This is a genomic window from Rubrivivax albus, from assembly GCF_004016515.1.
GTDB classification, from domain to species: Bacteria; Pseudomonadota; Gammaproteobacteria; order Burkholderiales; family Burkholderiaceae_C; genus Rubrivivax; species Rubrivivax albus.
The window spans coordinates 272642-291428 of sequence record NZ_SACT01000006.1; the positions used below are offsets into that span (position 1 = coordinate 272642).

Here is an 18787-nt window from a genome sequence, read left to right on the forward strand (position 1 = left end):
ATGCCCACCGACATCGACCGCGCCCGCACCGCCCTGACTCCCGAACGCTGGACGGAGGCCGCCACCGAGGTGCTGGTGGACCAGGGCATCGACCATGTGCGGGTGGACGTGCTGGCCAAGCAGCTGAACGTCACGCGCGGCAGCTTCTACTGGCACTTCAAGGACCGGGAGGACCTGCTGCGCGCGGTGCTGCAGGCCTGGCGGGCGCGCGCCACCGAACAGCTGACGGCGCGCCTGGAGCGCGCCCACGACGACCCGCGCGAACAGCTGCGCGACCTGCTCTCCCTGCCCTTCCGTGGCCGCAGTGCCGTGCGTGCGGCGCGCATCGAGCTGGCCATCCGCGCCTGGGCCCGCCGGGACGCCATGGCGCGGGCTTTCGTCGACGAGGCCGACGCCGCGCGCATCGGCTACATCGCGCAGGTGTTCTCGGCGTTGGGCTTCGGCATCGCGGAAGCCCGTGCGCGTGCCCAGCTGCTCTACAGCTACGAGGTGGCGGCCTCGCTGCTGGCGCCGCAGGGCGGCGAGGCGCAGCGCCAGGAACGGGCGTCGTTCATCGAACGGCTGCTGCTGCAGCCGCTGTCGGCGTAGGCGCCGCGGCTTCGGCGAAGTCGTTCACCCAGTCGAGCAGGCGAAGGCCGGCCTGCTGCTCGATCGACGCGATGGGATGGTCGGCCCCGGGGACCACGGTGTAGCGCAGCGCGCCACCGCAGACCGACCACAGGGTGCCCTTGGGCGTGGCCTGGGCCGCGCCCAGCGTGCTCATGTCGCCACAGACGACTTCGCCACGGTCGGCGTGCCGTGTCCACTCCGAGACCAGGATGGTGTCGGTCAGGCCGGCGGCCAGTTGCTCGGGCGACGGCTCCGTCACCCCGGCAGCGAAGAGGCCGAGCTTGCTGTCCCGGTCACCGATGACGACGGCGTAGGGCGCCGGTGCCAGCGGCGTGCAGGTGGCCCCATACAAGGGGTAATCCGGCGACGGCATCGGCCCGGCGATCGAGAAGAAGGCGTCGTAGGCCGGCGTGCCTTCGCACCACATCCGCGCCGTCATCGTGCCGCCGGCGGAGTGGCCGGCGACTGCCACCGAACGGGCGCCCCAGGCGCTGCGCGCATGCATCGACAGCGCGGCCAGGAAGGCCACGTCGTCCTGGCCCGAATCGAAGACCTGGTTGCTCCAGGTCGGCAGCGTGCTGCCGGAGGGCACCTGGCCCTGCGGAAAGATCGCGATCACGCCCAGACGCTCCAGCGTCGCCCAGTCGACGTTGCGGTCGCTGGCAGGGCGGTACTTGCGGTTGATGCCCAGATCGTAGGCGAGCTGCCAGCTGCGCCCGCCATGCGCGTGCAGGAAAACGATGGCGCGTGTGGCGCCGGCAGGGCGGTAGATGTCGACCGTGTGCGGGTGACCAGGCAGCTTCAGACCGACGGTCAGGATGTTGGCGCTGGCGGTGGTCGCGGCGGACACGGCGATGACCTGCCGGCCTGCAGTCGCTGCCGTGGCGGTGGCCGGCAGGCCGGACGTGACCAGGAGGGCGGCCGCGCAGCACAGGCGCGGCCAGAGGCGGAGAGAAGACTGGAACATGGACGCGGCGATCCGGGCAGGCGCCGGCCCGGGATGGGCCGATCACGCCAGGAGATCGGCCACCGGGCGGCGCACTGCTGACCTCAAGCGTGAGCGGTGTGTGCCAGATGAAAGCAGTCGCAAGCCGGCATCAACCGGCGCCGCCGGGCACAGCCCGGCGCACCACGTGGCAACGGCCGGCGTACGCGAGCTGCCCCGGCGCGGGCACGCCTCGCCGCCGGCAGACGACGGGCTACTCGCCCAGGTAGGCGGCGCGCACCTTCGGGTCGTTCAGCAGCGCCTTCGCGTCGCCGCTCATCGTGACCTCGCCCGAGTCCATCACGTAGCCGCGGTTGGCCAGGGCCAGCGCGCGGCTGGCGTTCTGCTCCACCAGCATCACGGTGGTGCCGCGCTGGTGGATGTCGTTGACGACCTCGAAGATCTTGTCGACCATGATCGGCGACAGGCCCATCGACGGCTCGTCCAGCAGCAGCACCTTAGGCCGCGCCATCAGCGCCCGGCCCATGGCCAGCATCTGCTGCTCGCCGCCGGACATCGTGCCGGCCAGCTGCTTGGCCCGCTCCTTCAGGCGCGGGAAGATCGCGAAGACCTTGTCGATGTCGGCGTCGAGCTCGCTGGTGTCGGTGCGCGTGTAGGCGCCCATCTGCAGGTTCTCGACGATGGTCATGCGCGCGAACACGCCACGGCCTTCCGGCACCATCACCAGGCCCTGCTTGACCAGGTCCCAGGCGCCGCGGCCCCCGATGGCCTGGCCCAGGTACTCAATCTCGCCGGCGGCCACCGGCTGCACGCCGGTGATGGCCTTGAGCGTCGTCGTCTTGCCGGCGCCGTTGGCGCCGATCAGGCTGACGAGCTCGCCCTCGCGGACCTCGAAGTCCACGCCCTTGACGGCCTGGATGCCGCCGTAGGCGACCTTCAGGCCGGTGACCTTGAGCAGCGTTGTCGTCATGCCGTTGCCTTGTGTCCGGCGCCGAGGTAGGCCTCGATCACCTGTTCGTTGCGCTGCACCTCCGCCGGCGTGCCCTCGGCGATCGCCTTGCCGTAGTCGAGCACGGTCACGCGGTCGCACAGGCCCATCACCAGCTTCACGTCGTGCTCGATGAGCAGGATGGTGCGGCCGTCGTTGCGGATGCGGTCGATCAGTTCGCGCAGCACCACCTTCTCGGTGGCGTTCATGCCCGCGGCGGGTTCGTCCAGCGCGATCAGCTTGGGGTCGGTGGCCAGCGCGCGGGCGATCTCCAGGCGGCGCTGGTCACCGTAGCTCAGCGTGCGCGCCTTGTACTCGGCGTAGTGGCCGATGCCCACGTAGTCCAGCAGTTCCTGCGCCCGCTGCGTGATCGCGGCCTCCTCGGCCTTGAACGACGCAGTGCGGAAGATCGCGCCCACCAAGCCGGAATGCGTGCGCACGTGGCGGCCGACCATCACGTTCTCCAGCGCCGTCATCTCGGCGAACAGGCGGATGTTCTGGAAGGTTCGCGCGATGCCCTGCTTGGCCACCTGGTGCACCGCCTCGGGCCGGTACGGCGTGCCGCCCAGTTCGAAGCTGCCGCTGTCGGGCGTGTAGAGGCCGGTGATGACGTTGAAGAACGTGGTCTTGCCGGCGCCGTTGGGGCCGATCAGGCCGTAGACCTGGCCCTTGTGGATGGTGATGCCGACGTCGGACAGGGCCTGCAGGCCGCCGAAGCGCTTGCTGACGCCCTGGACGCGAAGCACGGTGTCGCTCATGGTCGGTCTCCGTCTTCAGCGGGTGGGCGTGGGCGCGGCCTTGCCGTGCTCGGGGCTCGGCCACAGGCCGCGCGGGCGCAGCAGCATGATGGTGATCATCGCGGTGGCGATCAGCAACTGCCGCAGGATGGCGGCATCCAGGCGGCCGTCGGTCATCTGCTGCAGCGGGCCGGCCACGTAGCGCAGGATCTCCGGCAACGCGGCCAGCAGCACCGCGCCGAGGATGACGCCGGGCAGGTGGCCGATGCCGCCGAGCACCACCATGGCCACGATCATGATGCTCTCCATCAGGCTGAACGACTCCGGCGAAACGAACCCCTGGAAGGCCGCGAACATCGCGCCCGACACGCCGCCGAAGGTGGCCCCCATGCCGAAGGCCAGCAGCTTCATGTTGCGGGTGTTGATGCCCATGGCCTTGGCCGCGATCTCGTCCTCGCGGATGGCCATCCAGGCGCGGCCGATGCGCGAGACCTCCAGCCGGTGGCAGACGACCACGCTGACCACCACCAGCACCAGGAACAGGTAGTAGTACAGCGTCACCGACGGGATCGCGAAGCCGCCGATCTCGATGCCCTTGCCGAAGTCGAAGCCGAAGATGCGCATCGAGTCGATGCGGTCCAGGCCGCGCGGACCGTTGGTGATGTTGACCGGGTGCTCCAGGTTGTTCATGAACACGCGGATGATCTCGCCGAAGCCCAACGTGACGATGGCCAGGTAGTCGCCGCGCAGCTTGAGCACCGGCGTGCCCAGCAGCACGCCGGCGATGGCGGCGAGGAAGGCCGCCAACGGCACGATGATCCAGATCGGCGTGTGCAGACCGTTGGGCAGCATCTGCGCGATCCACGGGAAGGTCTCGAACAGGTGCGGGCTGGCCATCAGCGCGAACATGTAGGCGCCCACGGCGTAGAAGGCCACGTAACCCAGGTCCAGCAGGCCGGCGTAGCCGACCACGATGTTCAGGCCCAGCGCCAGCAGCACGTACAGCAGCGCCAGCGCCATGATGCGCACCGGGCCGGCGCCGAGCTGCTGCACGAACAGCGGCAGCGCGATCAGCGCGATGGCGGCCAGGAAGAAGACGACGAGCTTGTTGTTCTTCACCATGGTGCTCTCCCCATCAGGCGCGGTCGGCCACACGCTCGCCCAGCAGGCCCGAGGGCCGCAGCGTGAGCACCAGGATCAGCGCCACGAAGGCGAAGATGTCGGCGTAGTGGCTGCCCAGCACGCCGCCGGTCAGCGGCCCCAGGTAGCCGGCGCCGAAGACCTCCACCAGGCCCAGCAGCAGCGCACCAACCACGGCGCCCGGCAGGTTGCCGATGCCGCCCAGCACCGCCGCCGTGAAGGCCTTCAGGCCGGGCAGGAAGCCCATGCTGTGCTGCACGGTGCCGTAGTTGGCGGCCCACATCACGCCGGCCACGGCGGCCAGCGCCGCGCCGATGACGAAGGTGGCGGAGATCACCATGTCGGGGCGAACGCCCATCAGCGCGGCCACGCGCGGGTTCTCGGCGGTGGCCCGCATCGCGCGGCCCAGCTTGGTGCGACTGACCATGTAGCTCAGGCCGGCCAGCACGATGGCGGTGGTGGCCAGGATCAGCACCTGCGTCACGCTGATCACGGCGCCGGCGATCTCGATGGGCTCGGTGGGCAGCAGCAGCGGATACGGCTTGGGGTTGGGCTTCCAGGTGATCATCGCCAGCGTCTGCAGCATCAGGCTCATGCCCATGGCGGTGATCAGCGGCGCCAGGCGCGGGGCGTTGCGCAGCGGCCGGTAGGCCACCTTCTCGATGCTGAAGTTCAGCACCGAACAGACGACGATGGCGCACAGCGTGCCGATGAGGATCAGCAGCCAGCCAGGCATGCCGCTGGCGGCCAACACGGAGATCACGGTCCAGCTGGTCAGCGCGCCGACCATCATCACCTCGCCGTGGGCGAAGTTGATCAGGCCGATGATGCCGTACACCATCGTGTAGCCCAGGGCCACCAGGGCATACATGCTGCCGAGCACCAGCCCGTTGATGAGCTGCTGGATGAAGATGTCCATTCGGGGGTCTCCGGGTTGTCGCACCTTGCGCACGGAACCCGTAGCAAGAAGCCGGCCTCGCACGGGCCGGGCGCATTGTAGGTTTGCACCGCACGGGGACTTTCGGGGAGTTTCCCGCCGCGACCCGAACAATCGTCGGCGGGCGGGCCGGATCAGCCGCGGTTGTTCGCTTCGTCGTCGCGGGCGCGCAGGTCGGCCAGCTTCTCGGCGATGCGCTGCTCCAGTCCACGAGACACCGGCTGGTAGACGCGCTGCGGGGCCAGCCCCTCGGGCCAGTAGTTCTCGCCGGCGGCGTAGCCGTCGGTCTCGTCGTGGGCGTAGCGGTAGCCGGCGCCGAAGCCCAGGTCCTTCATCAGCCGCGTCGGCGCGTTGCGCAGGTGCGTCGGCACCGGGCGGGTGCCGTCCTGCTTCACGAAGGCCCGCATGGCGTTCCAGGCGGTGTAGACGGCATTCGACTTGGGGGCCACGGCCAGGTAGACCACGGCCTGCGCCAGCGCCAGCTCGCCTTCGGGCGAGCCCAGGCGTTCGTAGACCTCGGCCGCCTGCAACGCCAGTTGCAGGCCGCGCGGGTCGGCCAGGCCGATGTCCTCGCTGGCCATGCGCAGCACACGGCGCGCCACGTAGCGCGGATCCACGCCGCCGTCGAGCATGCGCGCCAGCCAGTACAGCGCGGCGTCGGGGTCGCTGCCGCGAACGCTCTTGTGCAGGGCACTGATCGCGTCGTAGAACTGGTCGCCGCCCTTGTCGTAGCGGCGCAGCATCTCGCCGAGCGCCGATTCGAGCAGCGGCTCGTCCAGCTCGGCCCGTTCACCGGCCAGCGACACCAGGTTCTCGTAGGCGTTGAGCAGCCGGCGCGCGTCGCCATCCGCGAACGCGATCAGCCGCGTACGGGCCGCGTCCGTCAGCGGCGGCGCCTGCATCAGCGCACGCGCGCGGTCCAGCAGCAGCACCAGGTCATCGGCCTCCAGCGACTTCAGCACATGCACGGTGGCCCGCGACAGCAGCGCCGAGTTGACCTCGAAGGACGGGTTCTCGGTGGTGGCGCCGATGAACAGGAACAGGCCGCTTTCGACGTGCGGCAGGAAGGCGTCCTGCTGGGCCTTGTTGAAGCGGTGCACCTCGTCGACGAAGACCACGGTGCGGCTGCCCTGGGCCCGCGCCAGTTCGGCGCGCTGCACCGCGTCGCGGATCTCCTTCACGCCGGCCAGCACGGCGCTGAGCACGATGAATTGCGCGTCGCTGGCCTGGGCCACCAGGCGCGCCAGCGTGGTCTTGCCCACGCCCGGCGGGCCCCAGAGGATCATCGAGTGCAGCCGGCCTGCGGCCAGCGCCGCGTGCAGCGGCTTGCCGGGGGCCAGCAGGTGGCGCTGGCCGATCACGTCCGACAGCTGCGCCGGGCGCAGGCGCTCGGCCAGCGGGGCGTCGGCCGGCGCGGCGGCCGCCGGGTTGCCGGGTTCGGCCGGGTCCACGCCGAACAGGTCGTCCACGGGCGGCTACTGCTCCAGCACGTCGGCGCCAGGCGGCGGCACGAAGCGGAAGCGCTCCGGCGCCAGCACGGCGTTGGCCTTCAGACCCTGCAGCGTCAGCAGCGTGCGCTGGCCGAAGCGGTCGAGGATCTCCACCGCGGCCAGGTCGTTGCCCTTGAAGCCCACGGCCATCCACTGGAAGCCGCTGTCGGCCGCCTTCGGCGTGGCGCGCACCCAGGCCATTCCGTCGCGGTCGGGCTGCGCGGCAAGCGTGAAGTCGCGGGCCAGGTCCTCGCCGGCCAGCAGGGCGGCGGGCGTGGCGCCCAGGGCCTTGTCGACGTGGCGCACCGTGACCTGGTTCAGGTCCGGGTCGTGCATCCACAGCGTGCGTCCGTCGGAGACGATGGCCTGCGGATAGGGCTTCACGTAGTCGAAGCGGAAGCGGTCGGGCCGGGCGAACTCGAAGCGGCCGCTGGAGGTCTTGGCGCGCGTGCCGTCGGCGGGCGTGACCACCTGCGTGAAATCGGCGCTGCCGCTGCGTGTCTGGCGGACGAACTCGCGCAGCGCATCGACAGCGTCGGCCCGCGCCGGCAATGCGGCGCAGAGCAGGGCCGATGCGAGCAGGGCCCGGCGCACGAGCGCAGGTGGCGTCATGCCCCTTCGTCCCGCTTGGGCACGATCAGTTCCCGGCTGCCGTTGGTCTGCATCGACCCGACGAGGCCGCTCTTCTCCATCTGTTCCAGCATCCGCGCGGCGCGGTTGTAGCCGATGCGCAGGTGGCGCTGCACCAGCGAGATGCTGGCCTTGCGGTGCTGCAGCACCACGGCCACGGCCTGGTCGTACATGGCATCGCTCTCGCCATCCACCGCACCGCCGCCAATGCCCTGCAGGCCGCCGTCACCCTCGCCTTCCACGCCGCCCTCCAGGATGCCGTCGATGTAGTTCGGCTCGCCCTGGGTCTTGAGGTACTCGACGACACGGTGCACCTCGTCGTCGCTGACGAAGGCGCCGTGCACGCGCACCGGCACGCCGGTGCCCGGCGCCAGATAGAGCATGTCGCCCTGGCCCAGCAGGGCTTCGGCGCCCATCTGGTCGAGGATGGTGCGGCTGTCGATCTTGCTGCTGACCTGGAAGCTCAGGCGCGTCGGGATGTTGGCCTTGATGAGGCCGGTGATCACGTCCACGCTGGGCCGTTGCGTGGCCAGCACCAGGTGGATGCCGGCGGCGCGCGCCTTCTGCGCCAGGCGGGCGATGAGTTCCTCGATCTTCTTGCCGACGACCATCATCAGGTCGGCCAGCTCGTCGATCACGACCACGATGTGCGGCAGGCGCTCCAGCGGCTCGGGCTCCTCCGGCGTCAGGCTGAACGGGTTGCCAATGGTCTCGCCGCGTGCCGTGGCTTCCTCGATCTTGCGGTTGTAGCCGCTGAGCTGGCGCACGCCGAGCTTGCTCATCAGCTTGTAGCGCCGCTCCATCTCGCCGACGCACCAGTTCAGCGCGTTGGCGGCCTGCTTCATGTCGGTGACCACCGGCGCCAGCAGGTGCGGGATGCCCTCGTAGACGCTCATCTCCAGCATCTTGGGGTCGATGAGGATGAGCCGCACGTCGCGTGCCTCGGCCTTGTAGAGCAGGCTGAGGATCATGGCGTTGATGCCCACCGACTTGCCCGAGCCGGTGGTGCCGGCGACCAGGCAGTGCGGCATCTTGGCCAGGTCGGCCACCACCGGGTTGCCGACGATGTCCTTGCCCAGGCCCATGGTCAGCATGGACTGCGCGTCGTTGTAGACCTGCGAGCCCAGGATCTCCGCCAGGCGGATGGTCTGCCGGCGTGCGTTGGGCAGCTCCAGCGCCATGTAATTCTTGCCCGGGATGACCTCGACGACGCGGATGCTGATCAGCGACAGGCTGCGCGCCAGGTCCTTGGCCAGGTTGACCACCTGCGAGCCCTTGACGCCGGTGGCCGGCTCGATCTCGTAGCGCGTGATCACCGGGCCGGGGCTGGCCGCGACCACGCGCACCTCGACGCCGAAGTCCTTGAGCTTCTTCTCGATCAGCCGGCTGGTCATCTCCAGCGTCTCCGGCGTCACGCTCTCCTGGCGGCCGGGGGCGGCGTCCAGCAGGTCCACCTGAGGCAGCTTGGTGTCCGCCAGTTCGACGAACAGCGGCTTCTGCCGCTCCTTGGCCACGCGCTCGGACTTCGGCACCTCCAGCACCGGCGGCTCGATGACGATGGGCGGGTGCTCGGGCAGGTCCAGCCGCACCTCCTCGGCCACCTGCTCGCGTTCCTTGGTCAGTTGCTCGGCGATGCGGCGGTCCTCGGCCACCTCGGCCCGTGCCTCCCGCCGCTCACGCCAGGTGTCGATCCAGGTGCCCAGCGCATCGGCGGCATGCAGCCAGGAGAACCGCAATGCCAGCGCGCTGCCCATCACCAGGGCGGCGATCCACAGCACGCCGGAACCGGCGAAGCCCAGCCAGGTCATCGACAGCGGGCCCAGCGTGTAGCCCAGCACGCCACCGGCATGGCCGGGCAAGGCGCCTTCCCAGTGGTACATGCGCGTCCATTCCAGCGCGCAGCTGGCCGCCAGCAGCAATGCGGTACCAAACCAGACGCCAGGGTGCGGCTGCACCGCTTCGTCGCCGCGCAGGTGGCGGGCGAGCGCCGACAGCCAGCTGCGCGCGGTGATCGGCAGCCACCACCAGGCCGAGAAGCCGAACAGGAAGTAGGCGATGTCGCTGGCCCAGGCGCCCAGGCGGCCGGCCACGTTATGCAGCGGCACGGCGTCGCCGGACGTGGTGAAGGCGGCGTCGGCCGCGTCATGGGTGGCCATGGCCAGCAGCGCCAGCAGCCACAGCACGGCGCCGGCGGCCAGCCAGAGCCGGCGGCGCCAGGCCACCGGGGTGCCCGGTGCCGGCGATTCGCCGCTGAGCGAACCAAGGGGAAAACTCATGCGCGGGATTGTGGCCGAAGCCGCCCGCATGCCGCAGCCGCGGCCGTCACTCGTTCTGCAGGCGTTCCTTGATGACCACGAAGCCGTTCTCCTGCGTCTCGATGACGCCGCGCTCCTCGAGGTCCTTCATCACGCGGCTGACCATTTCGCGCGAGGCGCCCACCACCTTGGCCATGTCCTGGCGGCTGACCTTGTGGCGGATGATCTGCACGCCTTCGGCGTCGGTCTCGGCCATGTCCAGCAGCGTGCGGGCGACGCGGCCGTAGACGTCCAGCAGTGCCAGGCTCTCGATCTGGCGGTCGGCGTTGCGCAGCCGGCGCACCAGGCCGCGCAGGATGGCGTAGGACAGGCTGGAATGTTCCGGCAGGCAGCGCTGGAAGTCGGCGCGCTGCAGCACCAGCATGTCGGTCTGGATCTCGGCGCGCACGGTGGCACTGTGCGGCTCGTTGTCGATGAGGCTCATCTCGCCGACGTAGTCACCGGATTCCAGCACCGCCAGGATGACCTCGCGGCCCCGCGAATCGGAGGTCAGCACCCGCGCCCGGCCGTTGAGCAGGATGAACAGCGCATTGCTCTTGCGTCCCTGCTCCACCACCAGCTCACCGCGACGGAAGCGCCGCTTGCTGACGCTGTCGGCGATGGCCTGTGCCTGGTCGGCCGTCAGCATGGAGAACAGCGGCACGCGCCGGATCAGGTCCAGGTTGGACAACATCGACATGCAGGGAACCTCCAGTGTTGTTGTGTGAGCGGTTGTAGTCCGTCCTGCCGTGAAGCGTGGCACGGAACAGCCGGCCTAAAATCAACCTATTGTGCCCATAGCGTGGCTTGCCACCATCCGGGTGCGTCCCCAGCTAGGCTAGCGCGTCGCCGTGGCGCCACGCCCGGCCCCCTCCGAACACCAAGCCCGCCATGAGCACCACCCCCCACGCCCGCGTCCTCATCCTCGGTTCCGGCCCCGCCGGCTGGACGGCCGCCGTCTACGCCGCCCGCGCCAACCTGCAGCCCACGCTGATCACCGGCCTGGCCACCGGCGGCCAGCTGATGACGACCACCGAGGTCGACAACTGGCCGGCCGACGTGGCCGGCGTGATGGGCCCGGACCTGATGCAGCGCTTCCAGCAGCACGCCGAGCGCTTCAACACCAACGTCGTCTACGACCACATCAACGCCGTGGACCTGAGCAAGCGCCCGTTCACGCTCACCGGCGACAGCGGCAGCTACACCTGCGACACACTGGTCATCGCTACCGGCGCCAGCGCCAAGTACCTGGGCCTGCCCAGCGAAGAGGCCTTCATGGGCAAGGGCGTGAGCGGCTGTGCCACCTGTGACGGCTTCTTCTACCGCGACCAGGCCGTCTGTGTGGTCGGCGGTGGCAATACGGCGGTCGAGGAGGCGCTGTACCTGTCCAACATCGCCAGCGAGGTGCACCTGATCCACCGCCGCGACAAGTTCCGCGCCGAGGCCATCATGGTCGACAAGGTGATGGCCAAGGTCGAGGCCGGCAAGATCAAGCTGCACCTGTTCCACACGCTTGACGAGGTGCTGGGCGACGCCAGCGGCGTGACCGGCGTGCGCATCAAGTCCACCCAGGACGGCGGCACCAGTGACCTGGCCGTCAAGGGCTGCTTCATCGCCATCGGCCACCAGCCCAACACCGACATCTTCAAGGGCCAGCTGGAGATGAAGGACGGCTACATCGTCACCAAGACCGGGCTGGACGGCTTCGCCACCATGACCAGCGTGCCCGGCGTGTTCGCCGCCGGCGACGTGCAGGATCACGTCTACCGCCAGGCCATCACCAGCGCCGGCACCGGCTGCATGGCGGCGCTGGACGCCCAGCGTTTCCTCGAGCAAGGGTAAGTGCTAGAATGGCAGGCTTTGCCGCTTCAGGGCGGCACCGGGAAACCGCCACCCGCACCTGGCGAGGTCAAGCCGTCACCCACCGTGATCGCGACCGGTTCGTGAGCCGATCCGGTGCCGGCTGTCATTAGGAAAGAGTGACCACATGTCACGCGTCTGTGAAGTCACGGGCAAGCGCCCGATGGTCGGGAACAACGTTTCCCACGCCAACAACAAGACCAAGCGCCGGTTCCTGCCGAACCTGCAATACCGCCGTTTCTGGGTCGAGAGCGAGAACCGCTTCGTGCGCCTGCGTGTCACGAACGCGGCCCTGCGCCTGATCGACAAGAAGGGCATCGATGTCGTCCTGGCCGACCTGCGCAAGCGCGGCGAAGCCTGAACCGGTAGAAGGAGCGCACCATGGCCACCAAAGGCGGACGCGAGAAGATCAAGCTGGAATCCACGGCCGGTACCGGCCACTTCTACACCACCAGCAAGAACAAGAAGACCACGCCCGAGAAGCTCGAATTCCTGAAGTTCGACCCGAAGGCGCGCAAGCACGTGCTGTACAAGGAAACCAAGCTGAAGTGATCCTGCGGGATCGCTGAACGACGAAGGGGCGCCGCGGCGCCCCTTCTCAATTCTCGTGTCGACCATGATCGGAACCCGCACCATCGGTGCTGGCGCCGGAAACGAAAAGGGGCCCGCGGGCCCCTTTGACGTTCAGGCGCCCCGCCTACCGCGGGTGCGGCGCCCTCTTCAGGCGTGCGCCGCGCGCAGTTGCAGGGAGAAGCTCTGCAGTGCGGCGATGCCGCTGTCCTCGGCCCGCTTGCACCAGGCCTGCAGGTCCGCCACGAGCTGTTCGGCGCTGACGTTGGTCCGCGTCCACAGCTGACGCAGCTCCTCACGCATGGCCACCAGCTTGGCCAGCTGCGGGCTGGCGCCCAGCACCTGCTGCAGCTGCGGCTTGACCTGCTGCGGTATCTTGTCGTCGTCGCGGTGCAGCCAGGCCTTGGCGGCCAGTAGCGGCTTCCACTGCGCGCTGTTCTGTGCGCCCTGGGCCTTCAGGTGGGCCAGTTCGGCCGCCACCGCGGACTTCACACCCTTGGCGTAGTTCGCCATCACCTCGTAGCGGTTGGCGATCAGCGCCTCCAGCGTCTTGCCGTCCGGCTGTGCCTTCGGCGCGCCAATCGCCAGCTTCGGCGGGGTCTTGCGCACCTTGGCCCAGCCCACCATCTCCATCAGGCGGATGTAGCCCCAGCCGATGTCGAACTCGTAGGGCTTGACCGACAGCTTGGCCGACGTCGGGTAGGTGTGGTGGTTGTTGTGCAGTTCCTCGCCACCGATGATGAAGCCGATGGGCGAGATGTTGGTCGAGGCGTCCACCGCCTCGAAGTTGCGATAGCCCCACCAGTGGCCCAGGCCGTTGATGATGCCCGCCGCCGTGACCGGGATCCAGGCCATCTGCACCGCCCAGACCGCCGCACCCGCTGCGCCGAAGAGCACCAGGTTCAGGATCAGCATCAGGCCCACGCCCTGCCAGCTGTAGCGGCTGTAGAGGTTGCGCTCCAGCCAGTCGTCCGGCGTGTTGTGGCCGTACTTGTCCAGCGTCTCCTGGACCTTGGCCTCGGCGCGGTAGAGCTCGCTGCCACGGAGGAGCACGGTGTCGATGCCACGGGTGACCGGGCTGTGCGGGTCGTCCACCGTCTCGCACTTGGCGTGATGCTTGCGGTGGATGGCGACCCACTCCTTGGTCACCATGCCGGTGCCCAGCCACAGCCACAGGCGGAAGAAGTGCGACGGCACCGGGCCGAGTTCCAGCGCACGGTGCGCCTGGGCGCGGTGCAGGAAGATCGTCACCGCCGCGATCGTGATGTGCGTGGTGGCCAGCGCGTACAGCACCATCTGCCACCACGTCGCATCCGTGGCGCCATGCGCCAGCCACTGCACCAGCGCGTCGTGCACCGTCGTCAAGACTTCCATCCACCAAACCTTTCCGCCCGAACCGCGGGCGACGAACTCATTGTAGGTGACGGCACCACCCCCGCCTCGCGGAAAGTACGGATCGAAGACCAGTCAATCTGTTCGCATCTGAGGCCAAATTGCGGCAAGTCAACGGCGTTGCCAGGCCATCGCGAAGAAACCGTCGGTGCCGTGGCGGTGCGGCCACAGCCGCAGTGCGTCCCCTTCCACCAGGGTGTCTGCGCCTTCGACGTGGGCCTTGGCCAGCAGTTCCGCTGCCGGCAGGCGTTCGAACTCACGTCCATGTGCGGCGTCGAATCCTTCCGCCACGTCCTCGTTCTCCGCCCGAAGCAGGCTGCAGGTGGCATAGACCAGCCGACCGCCCGGGGCCACTAGGCGCGCCGCCGACGCCAGGATGGCCTGCTGGCGCTGCTGCAGCTCGGCCACGTCGGCCGGTGACTGCCGCCACTTCAGGTCCGGGTTGCGCCGGATCGTGCCGAGGCCGGAGCACGGCGCATCGACGAGCACGCGCTGGATCTTGCCCGCGAGGCGCTTGACGCGGTCGTCGCGCTCGTGGGCGATCTGCGCCGGGTAGACGTTGGACAGCCCGCTGCGCGCCAGCCGCGGCTTCAACGCGGCCAGCCGGTGGCCGGAGACGTCGAACGCGTACAAGCGCCCGGTGTTGCGCATCGCCGCGCCCAGCGCCAGCGTCTTGCCGCCAGCGCCGGCGCAGAAGTCCACCACCATCTCGCCGCGGTGGGCGTCGGTCAGCAGGGCCAGCAGCTGGCTGCCTTCGTCCTGAACCTCGATGGCGCCGTCCTGGAACAAGGGCAGCTGGGTCAGCGCAGGCTTGCCCTGCACACGCAGGCCCCAGGGGGAGTACGGCGTGGGCTCGGCCACGATGCCGGCCTCGGCCAGCAGGCGCTGGGCCTCTTCGCGCTTCATCTTCAGGGCGTTGACTCGCAGGTCCATCGGCGCCGGCTGGTCCAGCGCCGCGGCCAGCGGCCAGAAGTCCTTGTCCAGCGCCGCCTGCAGGGCCTCGGCCAGCCAGGTGGGCAGCAGGTGGCGCAGGGCCGCGGGCAGGTTGTCCGGCTTGACCGCCTGCGCCCGGGCCAGCCAGGCCAGCTCGTCGGGCGTCAGCGCCGCACGCAGGAAGGCCTCGTTGCCCTGCCAGCCCAGGATGGCCAGGCGGCGCATCAGCGGCACCTTCAGCGCGTTGGGCTTCTTGTCACCGCCCAGGGCAGCCAGGTGTTCGAACAGCGGCTTGCGGCGCAGTACCGCGTAGGTCGTCTCCGCCAGTGTGTGGCGCTCGCGCGGCCCCAGCTTGCGATGCTGGCGGAAGAAGGCCGACACCACCGCGTCGGCGGGCTGGTCGAGCCGCATCACCGCCCGCAGCAGGTCGGTGGTCAGGTCCAGCAGCGCGTTCGGGTGCATCAGGCCTCCTCGCAGAACAGGTGCCGCGGCGCGCCATCGAGCTGCAGCACGCGCTGGCCATCGATGCGCAGCCGGCCCTGCACCGCCCAGCGCAACGCCAGCGGGTACAGCCGGTGCTCGGCGGCCAGCACCCGCGCCGCCAGGGACTCGGGCGTGTCGCCGGCGCGCACCGGCACCACGGCCTGCGCCACGATGGGGCCGTGGTCCAGCGTCGGCGTCACGAAGTGCACCGTGGCACCGGCCACGGCACAGCCGGCCTCCAACGCGCGCCGGTGCGTGTGCAGCCCCGGGAACGCCGGCAGCAGCGACGGGTGGATGTTCAGCAGCCGCCCCGCATACCGCTGCACGAAGCCATCGCCCAGGATGCGCATGAAACCGGCCAGCACCACCCAGTCGGGCCGGTGGGCGTCGATGGCCTCGGCCAGCGCCTCGTCGAACTGCTCGCGCGAGGCATGTGCCCGGTGGTCCACCACCGCCGTGCAGATGCCCTGCCCCGCCGCCCAGGCCAGACCGCTGGCATCGGCCTTGTGGCTGATCACGGCCACGACGCGGCCCGGCCAGTCTTCCGCCACCGACTGGCGCACGATGGCCTCGAGGTTGGACCCTCGGCCGCTGATGAGGACGACGATGCGCTGCATGGCTAGGAGGCTGAAGGGCCGCGAGTGTACGTCTGCGAGAATCCGCGCTTCCCAGAAAACGCCCTGCCGCCAGCACCATGCGATCCCGCGTCCTCTCCGGCATGCGCCCCACCGGCGCCCTGCACCTCGGCCACTACCACGGCGCCCTGAAGAACTGGGTCAAGCTGCAGCAGGACTACGACTGCTTCTACTTCGTCGCCGACTGGCATGCGCTGACCACGCACTACGAAGAGCGCGACGTGATGGAGCGCTACGTCTACGACATGGTGATCGACTGGATCGCCGCCGGGCTGGACCCGGACCAGTCCACCATCTTCATCCAGAGCCGCCTGCCGGAGCACGCCGAACTGTTCACGCTGCTGGCCATGGGCACGCCGCTGGGCTGGCTCGAGCGCGTGCCGACCTACAAGGACCAGATCGAGAAGCTCAAGGACCGCGACCTCGCCACCTACGGCTTCCTGGGTTACCCGCTGCTGCAGGCGGCCGACATCCTGATCTATAAGGCCGCCTACGTGCCGGTGGGCGAGGACCAGGCCTCGCACGTGGAGCTCACGCGCGAGGTGGCGCGCCGCTTCAACCACCTCTACGGCCGCCACAAGGACTTCGACGCCCGCGTGGCCGCGGCGCTGGCCCGCCTGCCCAAGGACGACCAGCGCTACCTGGAGAAGCAGCGCAAGGCCTTCGGCGAGACCGGCAGCGCCGAGGCCCTGGCCAAGGGCGAGGGCGTGCTGAAGAAGGCCGCCGCCGGCATCGAAGGCTGGTCGGAGGCCGACACCGAGACCGTGCTGGGCCACCTGCGCGGCACCGGCCAGACCGTGCTGACCGAGCCGCAGGCGCTGCACACCGAGGTCACGAAGCTGCCCGGTCTCGACGGCTCGAAGATGAGCAAGAGCTACGGCAACGCCATCGCCATGCGCGAGGAGCCGGCCGTGGTGAAGCAGAAGGTGCAGAAGATGCCCACCGATCCGCAGCGCGTGCGCCGCACCGACCCCGGTGATCCGGCGCGCTGCCCGGTCTGGCAGTTCCATCAGGTCTACAGCGACGCCGAGACCAAGGACTGGGTGGTCAAGGGCTGCACCACGGCCGGCATCGGCTGCCTGGACTGCAAGCAGCCGGTGATCGACGGCATCCTGAAGCAGCAGCAGCCCTGGCGCGACCGCGCCGAGCAGTACCTGGCCAACCCCAAGCAGGTGCACTGGATCGTCGAGATGGGCACCGAGCGAGCCCGCACCGTGGCCCGCCAGACCATGCGCGACGTGCGCGAGGCCATGGGCCTGAACTACGCCTGAGCCGCGCCCGATGACTCCGCTGCAGACGATCGAGCTCCACACCGGCGACAACCCGCGCGCCAGCATCGTGATGCTGCATGGCCTGGGCGCCGACGGCACCGACTTCCTGTCGCTGGCCGACGAGCTGGACCTGTCGGCCATCGGCCCGTTGCGCTGGATCTTTCCCCGTGCACCGGTGATGCCGGTGACGATCAACGGTGGCTACGCGATGCGGGCCTGGTACGACATCCTGGGCACCGACCTCGTGCGGCGCGAGGACGAGGCGGGGCTGCGCGCCTCCATCGCTGCCGTGCACACCCTGCTGGACCGCGAGATCGCCCGCGGCGTGCCGTCCCGGCGCATCGTGCTGGCCGGGTTCTCGCAGGGCTGCGCGATCACGCTCGGCGCAGGCCTGCGTTACCCGCAGCGCCTGGCCGGTCTGGCCGGCCTTTCGGGCTACCTGCCGCTGGCCGACAGCACCGCCGCCGAGCGCCACGTCGCCAACCGCGACACGCCGGTGTTCCTGGCACATGGTCAGCGCGACCCCGTGGTGCCGCTGGCGCGGGGCGAGGCCAGCCGGGATGCCCTGACCGCACAGGCCCAGCCGCTGCAATGGCAGACCTATCCCATGGAGCACGCCGTGTGCCTGGAGGAACTGCAGGACCTGCAGCAGTGGCTTCGTCAGGTGCTGGCCTGACGCAGCGCGCCTGGCCGTCTTGCGCTCAGGCGGCGACCTGAACGCGGTTGCGCCCGGCGTGCTTGGCGGCATAGAGCGCACGGTCGGCGCGCTCGATCCAGGCTTCGGCCGGTTCGTTGGGCCGACGTGCCGCCACGCCCAGCGACACCGTGATCTGCCCCACCTGGCCGCCGTCACGCCGGCGAATGCGGCTGCCGGCCACCGTCACACGGATGCGTTCGGCCAACTGGGCGGCCTGGGCCAGCGGTGCCGGCACCATGATGGCGAATTCCTCGCCACCAACCCGGGCCACCAACTGAGTCTCATCCAGGCAGGCTTGAAGGCCACGCGCCACGCTGCGCAGTACCTGGTCGCCAAAGAGATGACCGTAGCTGTCGTTGACCTTCTTGAAGTGGTCGATGTCGGTCAGCAACAGGCAGTGGGCGCCGGCGTGGTCCTGCAGGCAGGCGGCCATTCGCCTTTCGAAGCAGCGCCGGTTGGGCAAGCCGGTCAGCGCGTCGGATTCGGCCATGTCGTGCACCTGGGCCAGTTCGGCCCGCAGGCGATCGGCCTCACGCCCGGCCTCGTCCAGCCGCACCTGCAGCGCCGCGATCGCAGCCTGCATGGCCCGTGTGTCGTCCTGCATGGCCAGGCGGTGCGACGGGTCCACCGCTTGGCCCGCGTCCACGGCATCGGCCCAGCGTCCCAACGCAGCACCAAAGCTCTGCGTACGGCTGGCGGTGGCGGCAACGGCCCCACCCACCTGATCGAGCAGGTTCTGCATGCCGTTGGACACCTCCCGTGCAGCCCGCTCTTCTCGGGCCAGCACGTGGTCGTGGAAGAGTCGGGCCGTGGCGGTGTCGTCGATGCTGCCTTCGGCCACCCTGCGCGCAAGTTCCGCGCTCAGGGCAGGATTGCGACCGGACACATGCTCATACCACACCGTGTACGTCACAGGGTCGGGCCGGGCAGGCTGTCGGTTCATGCCCTGGACAGCCAGCCGAAGGTACTCCGCAGCTCGCTCGGGCGTGTCGGCATAACGGCTGGACAGACGGGCCAGGACTTCAGGGGTGCTCATGCCTCGCATTTTCGGACTTCGACGGCCATTTATGAGCCAATGCGGAGTGAATTCGGGGACGGCCTGGCATTCCGTCACGCGCACCGGATCGGTGCATTGCGAATCGCCACCGCGTGATGCGGTCATCGGCCCGTGACGT

General features: G+C 69.5%; 19 protein-coding genes. 6 read left to right on the forward strand and 13 right to left on the reverse strand.

What is annotated here, in order from left to right:
* Entirely contained in the window at nt 1–588 is a 588-nt protein-coding gene (locus ENE75_RS17915) for a TetR/AcrR family transcriptional regulator (RefSeq protein WP_233259152.1), read from the forward strand.
* On the opposite strand, the gene ENE75_RS17920 is transcribed toward ENE75_RS17915, so the two are convergent.
* The 9 genes from ENE75_RS17920 to ENE75_RS17960 all read right to left on the reverse strand — a co-directional run bounded on the left by ENE75_RS17920 (nt 551) and on the right by ENE75_RS17960 (nt 10471).
* The gene (locus ENE75_RS17920; RefSeq protein ID WP_158288990.1) at nt 551–1576 is read right to left on the reverse strand and encodes an alpha/beta hydrolase family protein; all 1026 of its coding nucleotides are present in this window, start codon (nt 1574–1576) and stop codon (nt 551–553) included. The two genes, ENE75_RS17915 and ENE75_RS17920, sit on opposite strands and share 38 nt — an antisense overlap.
* A 232-nt stretch (nt 1577–1808) precedes the next feature.
* A complete protein-coding gene (locus ENE75_RS17925; protein ID WP_128199695.1) occupies nt 1809–2525 on the reverse strand; it encodes an ABC transporter ATP-binding protein in 717 nt (238 codons plus the stop codon).
* Nucleotides 2522–3301: an ABC transporter ATP-binding protein gene (locus tag ENE75_RS17930; protein WP_128199696.1), complete on the reverse strand. Its 780-nt coding sequence runs from the start codon at nt 3299–3301 to the stop codon at nt 2522–2524. The genes ENE75_RS17925 and ENE75_RS17930 overlap by 4 nt, the downstream gene beginning before the upstream one ends.
* Before the next feature lie 15 nt (nt 3302–3316).
* Nucleotides 3317–4402, reverse strand: coding sequence for a branched-chain amino acid ABC transporter permease (locus tag ENE75_RS17935; RefSeq protein ID WP_128199697.1), 1086 nt, complete (start codon nt 4400–4402; stop codon nt 3317–3319).
* A gap of 13 nt (nt 4403–4415) precedes the next feature.
* A complete protein-coding gene (locus ENE75_RS17940) occupies nt 4416–5339 on the reverse strand; it encodes a branched-chain amino acid ABC transporter permease (protein WP_128199698.1) in 924 nt (307 codons plus the stop codon).
* 152 nt (nt 5340–5491) lie between these two features.
* A complete protein-coding gene (locus tag ENE75_RS17945) occupies nt 5492–6826 on the reverse strand; it encodes a replication-associated recombination protein A (RefSeq protein ID WP_128199699.1) in 1335 nt (444 codons plus the stop codon).
* 6 nt (nt 6827–6832) lie between these two features.
* Nucleotides 6833–7459 (reverse strand): outer membrane lipoprotein periplasmic chaperone LolA, encoded by a 627-nt coding sequence (lolA, locus tag ENE75_RS17950; protein WP_128199700.1) that lies wholly within the window; start codon nt 7457–7459, stop codon nt 6833–6835.
* Nucleotides 7456–9753 (reverse strand): DNA translocase FtsK, encoded by a 2298-nt coding sequence (locus ENE75_RS17955; RefSeq protein ID WP_128199701.1) that lies wholly within the window; start codon nt 9751–9753, stop codon nt 7456–7458. Before ENE75_RS17955 ends, lolA begins: the two co-directional genes overlap by 4 nt.
* 46 nt (nt 9754–9799) lie before the next feature.
* The gene (locus tag ENE75_RS17960; RefSeq protein ID WP_128199702.1) at nt 9800–10471 is read right to left on the reverse strand and encodes a Crp/Fnr family transcriptional regulator; all 672 of its coding nucleotides are present in this window, start codon (nt 10469–10471) and stop codon (nt 9800–9802) included.
* A 191-nt stretch (nt 10472–10662) separates the two neighbouring features.
* Between ENE75_RS17960 and trxB the strand changes: the two genes are divergently transcribed.
* The 3 genes from trxB to rpmG all read left to right on the forward strand — a co-directional run bounded on the left by trxB (nt 10663) and on the right by rpmG (nt 12183).
* Nucleotides 10663–11613: a thioredoxin-disulfide reductase gene (trxB, locus tag ENE75_RS17965; protein WP_128199703.1), complete on the forward strand. Its 951-nt coding sequence runs from the start codon at nt 10663–10665 to the stop codon at nt 11611–11613.
* 145 nt (nt 11614–11758) lie between these two features.
* Nucleotides 11759–11992: a 50S ribosomal protein L28 gene (gene rpmB, locus ENE75_RS17970; RefSeq protein ID WP_128199704.1), complete on the forward strand. Its 234-nt coding sequence runs from the start codon at nt 11759–11761 to the stop codon at nt 11990–11992.
* 20 nt (nt 11993–12012) lie between these two features.
* Complete coding sequence (gene rpmG / locus ENE75_RS17975; RefSeq protein WP_128199705.1) at nt 12013–12183, forward strand: 50S ribosomal protein L33; 171 nt, start codon at nt 12013–12015, stop codon at nt 12181–12183.
* A 168-nt stretch (nt 12184–12351) separates the two neighbouring features.
* Here the strand turns inward: rpmG and ENE75_RS17980 are convergent, their stop codons facing one another.
* The 3 genes from ENE75_RS17980 to purN all read right to left on the reverse strand — a co-directional run bounded on the left by ENE75_RS17980 (nt 12352) and on the right by purN (nt 15626).
* Nucleotides 12352–13575, reverse strand: coding sequence for a DesA family fatty acid desaturase (locus tag ENE75_RS17980; protein WP_128199706.1), 1224 nt, complete (start codon nt 13573–13575; stop codon nt 12352–12354).
* Between the two features lie 129 nt (nt 13576–13704).
* On the reverse strand, nt 13705–14988 hold the full coding sequence (locus tag ENE75_RS17985; RefSeq protein WP_128199707.1) for an RsmB/NOP family class I SAM-dependent RNA methyltransferase: 1284 nt from the start codon (nt 14986–14988) through the stop codon (nt 13705–13707).
* On the reverse strand, nt 14988–15626 hold the full coding sequence (purN, locus tag ENE75_RS17990) for a phosphoribosylglycinamide formyltransferase (RefSeq protein ID WP_128199708.1): 639 nt from the start codon (nt 15624–15626) through the stop codon (nt 14988–14990). The genes ENE75_RS17985 and purN overlap by 1 nt, the downstream gene beginning before the upstream one ends.
* 77 nt (nt 15627–15703) lie before the next feature.
* On the opposite strand from purN, the gene ENE75_RS17995 reads away from it, so the two are divergent.
* On the forward strand, nt 15704–16915 hold the full coding sequence (locus ENE75_RS17995) for a tryptophan--tRNA ligase (protein WP_128199709.1): 1212 nt from the start codon (nt 15704–15706) through the stop codon (nt 16913–16915).
* Between the two features lie 10 nt (nt 16916–16925).
* Complete coding sequence (locus tag ENE75_RS18000; RefSeq protein ID WP_128199710.1) at nt 16926–17591, forward strand: alpha/beta hydrolase; 666 nt, start codon at nt 16926–16928, stop codon at nt 17589–17591.
* Between the two features lie 25 nt (nt 17592–17616).
* On the opposite strand, the gene ENE75_RS18005 is transcribed toward ENE75_RS18000, so the two are convergent.
* Entirely contained in the window at nt 17617–18648 is a 1032-nt protein-coding gene (locus tag ENE75_RS18005; protein ID WP_158288991.1) for a GGDEF domain-containing protein, read from the reverse strand.
* Nucleotides 18649–18787: the final 139 nt, after the last annotated feature.

Bases quoted from the DNA above. Each gene is read 5' to 3' on its own strand.
- ENE75_RS17940 (WP_128199698.1), bottom strand. From the start codon at position 5,339: ATGGACATCTTCATCCAGCAGCTCATCAACGGGCTGGTGCTCGGCAGC.
- ENE75_RS17930 (WP_128199696.1), bottom strand. From the start codon at position 3,301: ATGAGCGACACCGTGCTTCGCGTCCAGGGCGTCAGCAAGCGCTTCGGC.
- ENE75_RS17995 (WP_128199709.1), top strand. From the start codon at position 15,704: ATGCGATCCCGCGTCCTCTCCGGCATGCGCCCCACCGGCGCCCTGCAC.
- ENE75_RS17935 (WP_128199697.1), bottom strand. From the start codon at position 4,402: ATGGTGAAGAACAACAAGCTCGTCGTCTTCTTCCTGGCCGCCATCGCG.
- ENE75_RS17980 (WP_128199706.1), bottom strand. From the start codon at position 13,575: ATGGAAGTCTTGACGACGGTGCACGACGCGCTGGTGCAGTGGCTGGCG.
- ENE75_RS18000 (WP_128199710.1), top strand. From the start codon at position 16,926: ATGACTCCGCTGCAGACGATCGAGCTCCACACCGGCGACAACCCGCGC.
- ENE75_RS17985 (WP_128199707.1), bottom strand. From the start codon at position 14,988: ATGCACCCGAACGCGCTGCTGGACCTGACCACCGACCTGCTGCGGGCG.
- rpmG (WP_128199705.1), top strand. From the start codon at position 12,013: ATGGCCACCAAAGGCGGACGCGAGAAGATCAAGCTGGAATCCACGGCC.
- purN (WP_128199708.1), bottom strand. From the start codon at position 15,626: ATGCAGCGCATCGTCGTCCTCATCAGCGGCCGAGGGTCCAACCTCGAG.
- ENE75_RS17920 (WP_158288990.1), bottom strand. From the start codon at position 1,576: ATGTTCCAGTCTTCTCTCCGCCTCTGGCCGCGCCTGTGCTGCGCGGCC.
- rpmB (WP_128199704.1), top strand. From the start codon at position 11,759: ATGTCACGCGTCTGTGAAGTCACGGGCAAGCGCCCGATGGTCGGGAAC.
- ENE75_RS17960 (WP_128199702.1), bottom strand. From the start codon at position 10,471: ATGTCGATGTTGTCCAACCTGGACCTGATCCGGCGCGTGCCGCTGTTC.
- ENE75_RS17915 (WP_233259152.1), top strand. From the start codon at position 1: ATGCCCACCGACATCGACCGCGCCCGCACCGCCCTGACTCCCGAACGC.
- ENE75_RS18005 (WP_158288991.1), bottom strand. From the start codon at position 18,648: ATGAGCACCCCTGAAGTCCTGGCCCGTCTGTCCAGCCGTTATGCCGAC.
- lolA (WP_128199700.1), bottom strand. From the start codon at position 7,459: ATGACGCCACCTGCGCTCGTGCGCCGGGCCCTGCTCGCATCGGCCCTG.
- ENE75_RS17955 (WP_128199701.1), bottom strand. From the start codon at position 9,753: ATGAGTTTTCCCCTTGGTTCGCTCAGCGGCGAATCGCCGGCACCGGGC.
- ENE75_RS17925 (WP_128199695.1), bottom strand. From the start codon at position 2,525: ATGACGACAACGCTGCTCAAGGTCACCGGCCTGAAGGTCGCCTACGGC.
- trxB (WP_128199703.1), top strand. From the start codon at position 10,663: ATGAGCACCACCCCCCACGCCCGCGTCCTCATCCTCGGTTCCGGCCCC.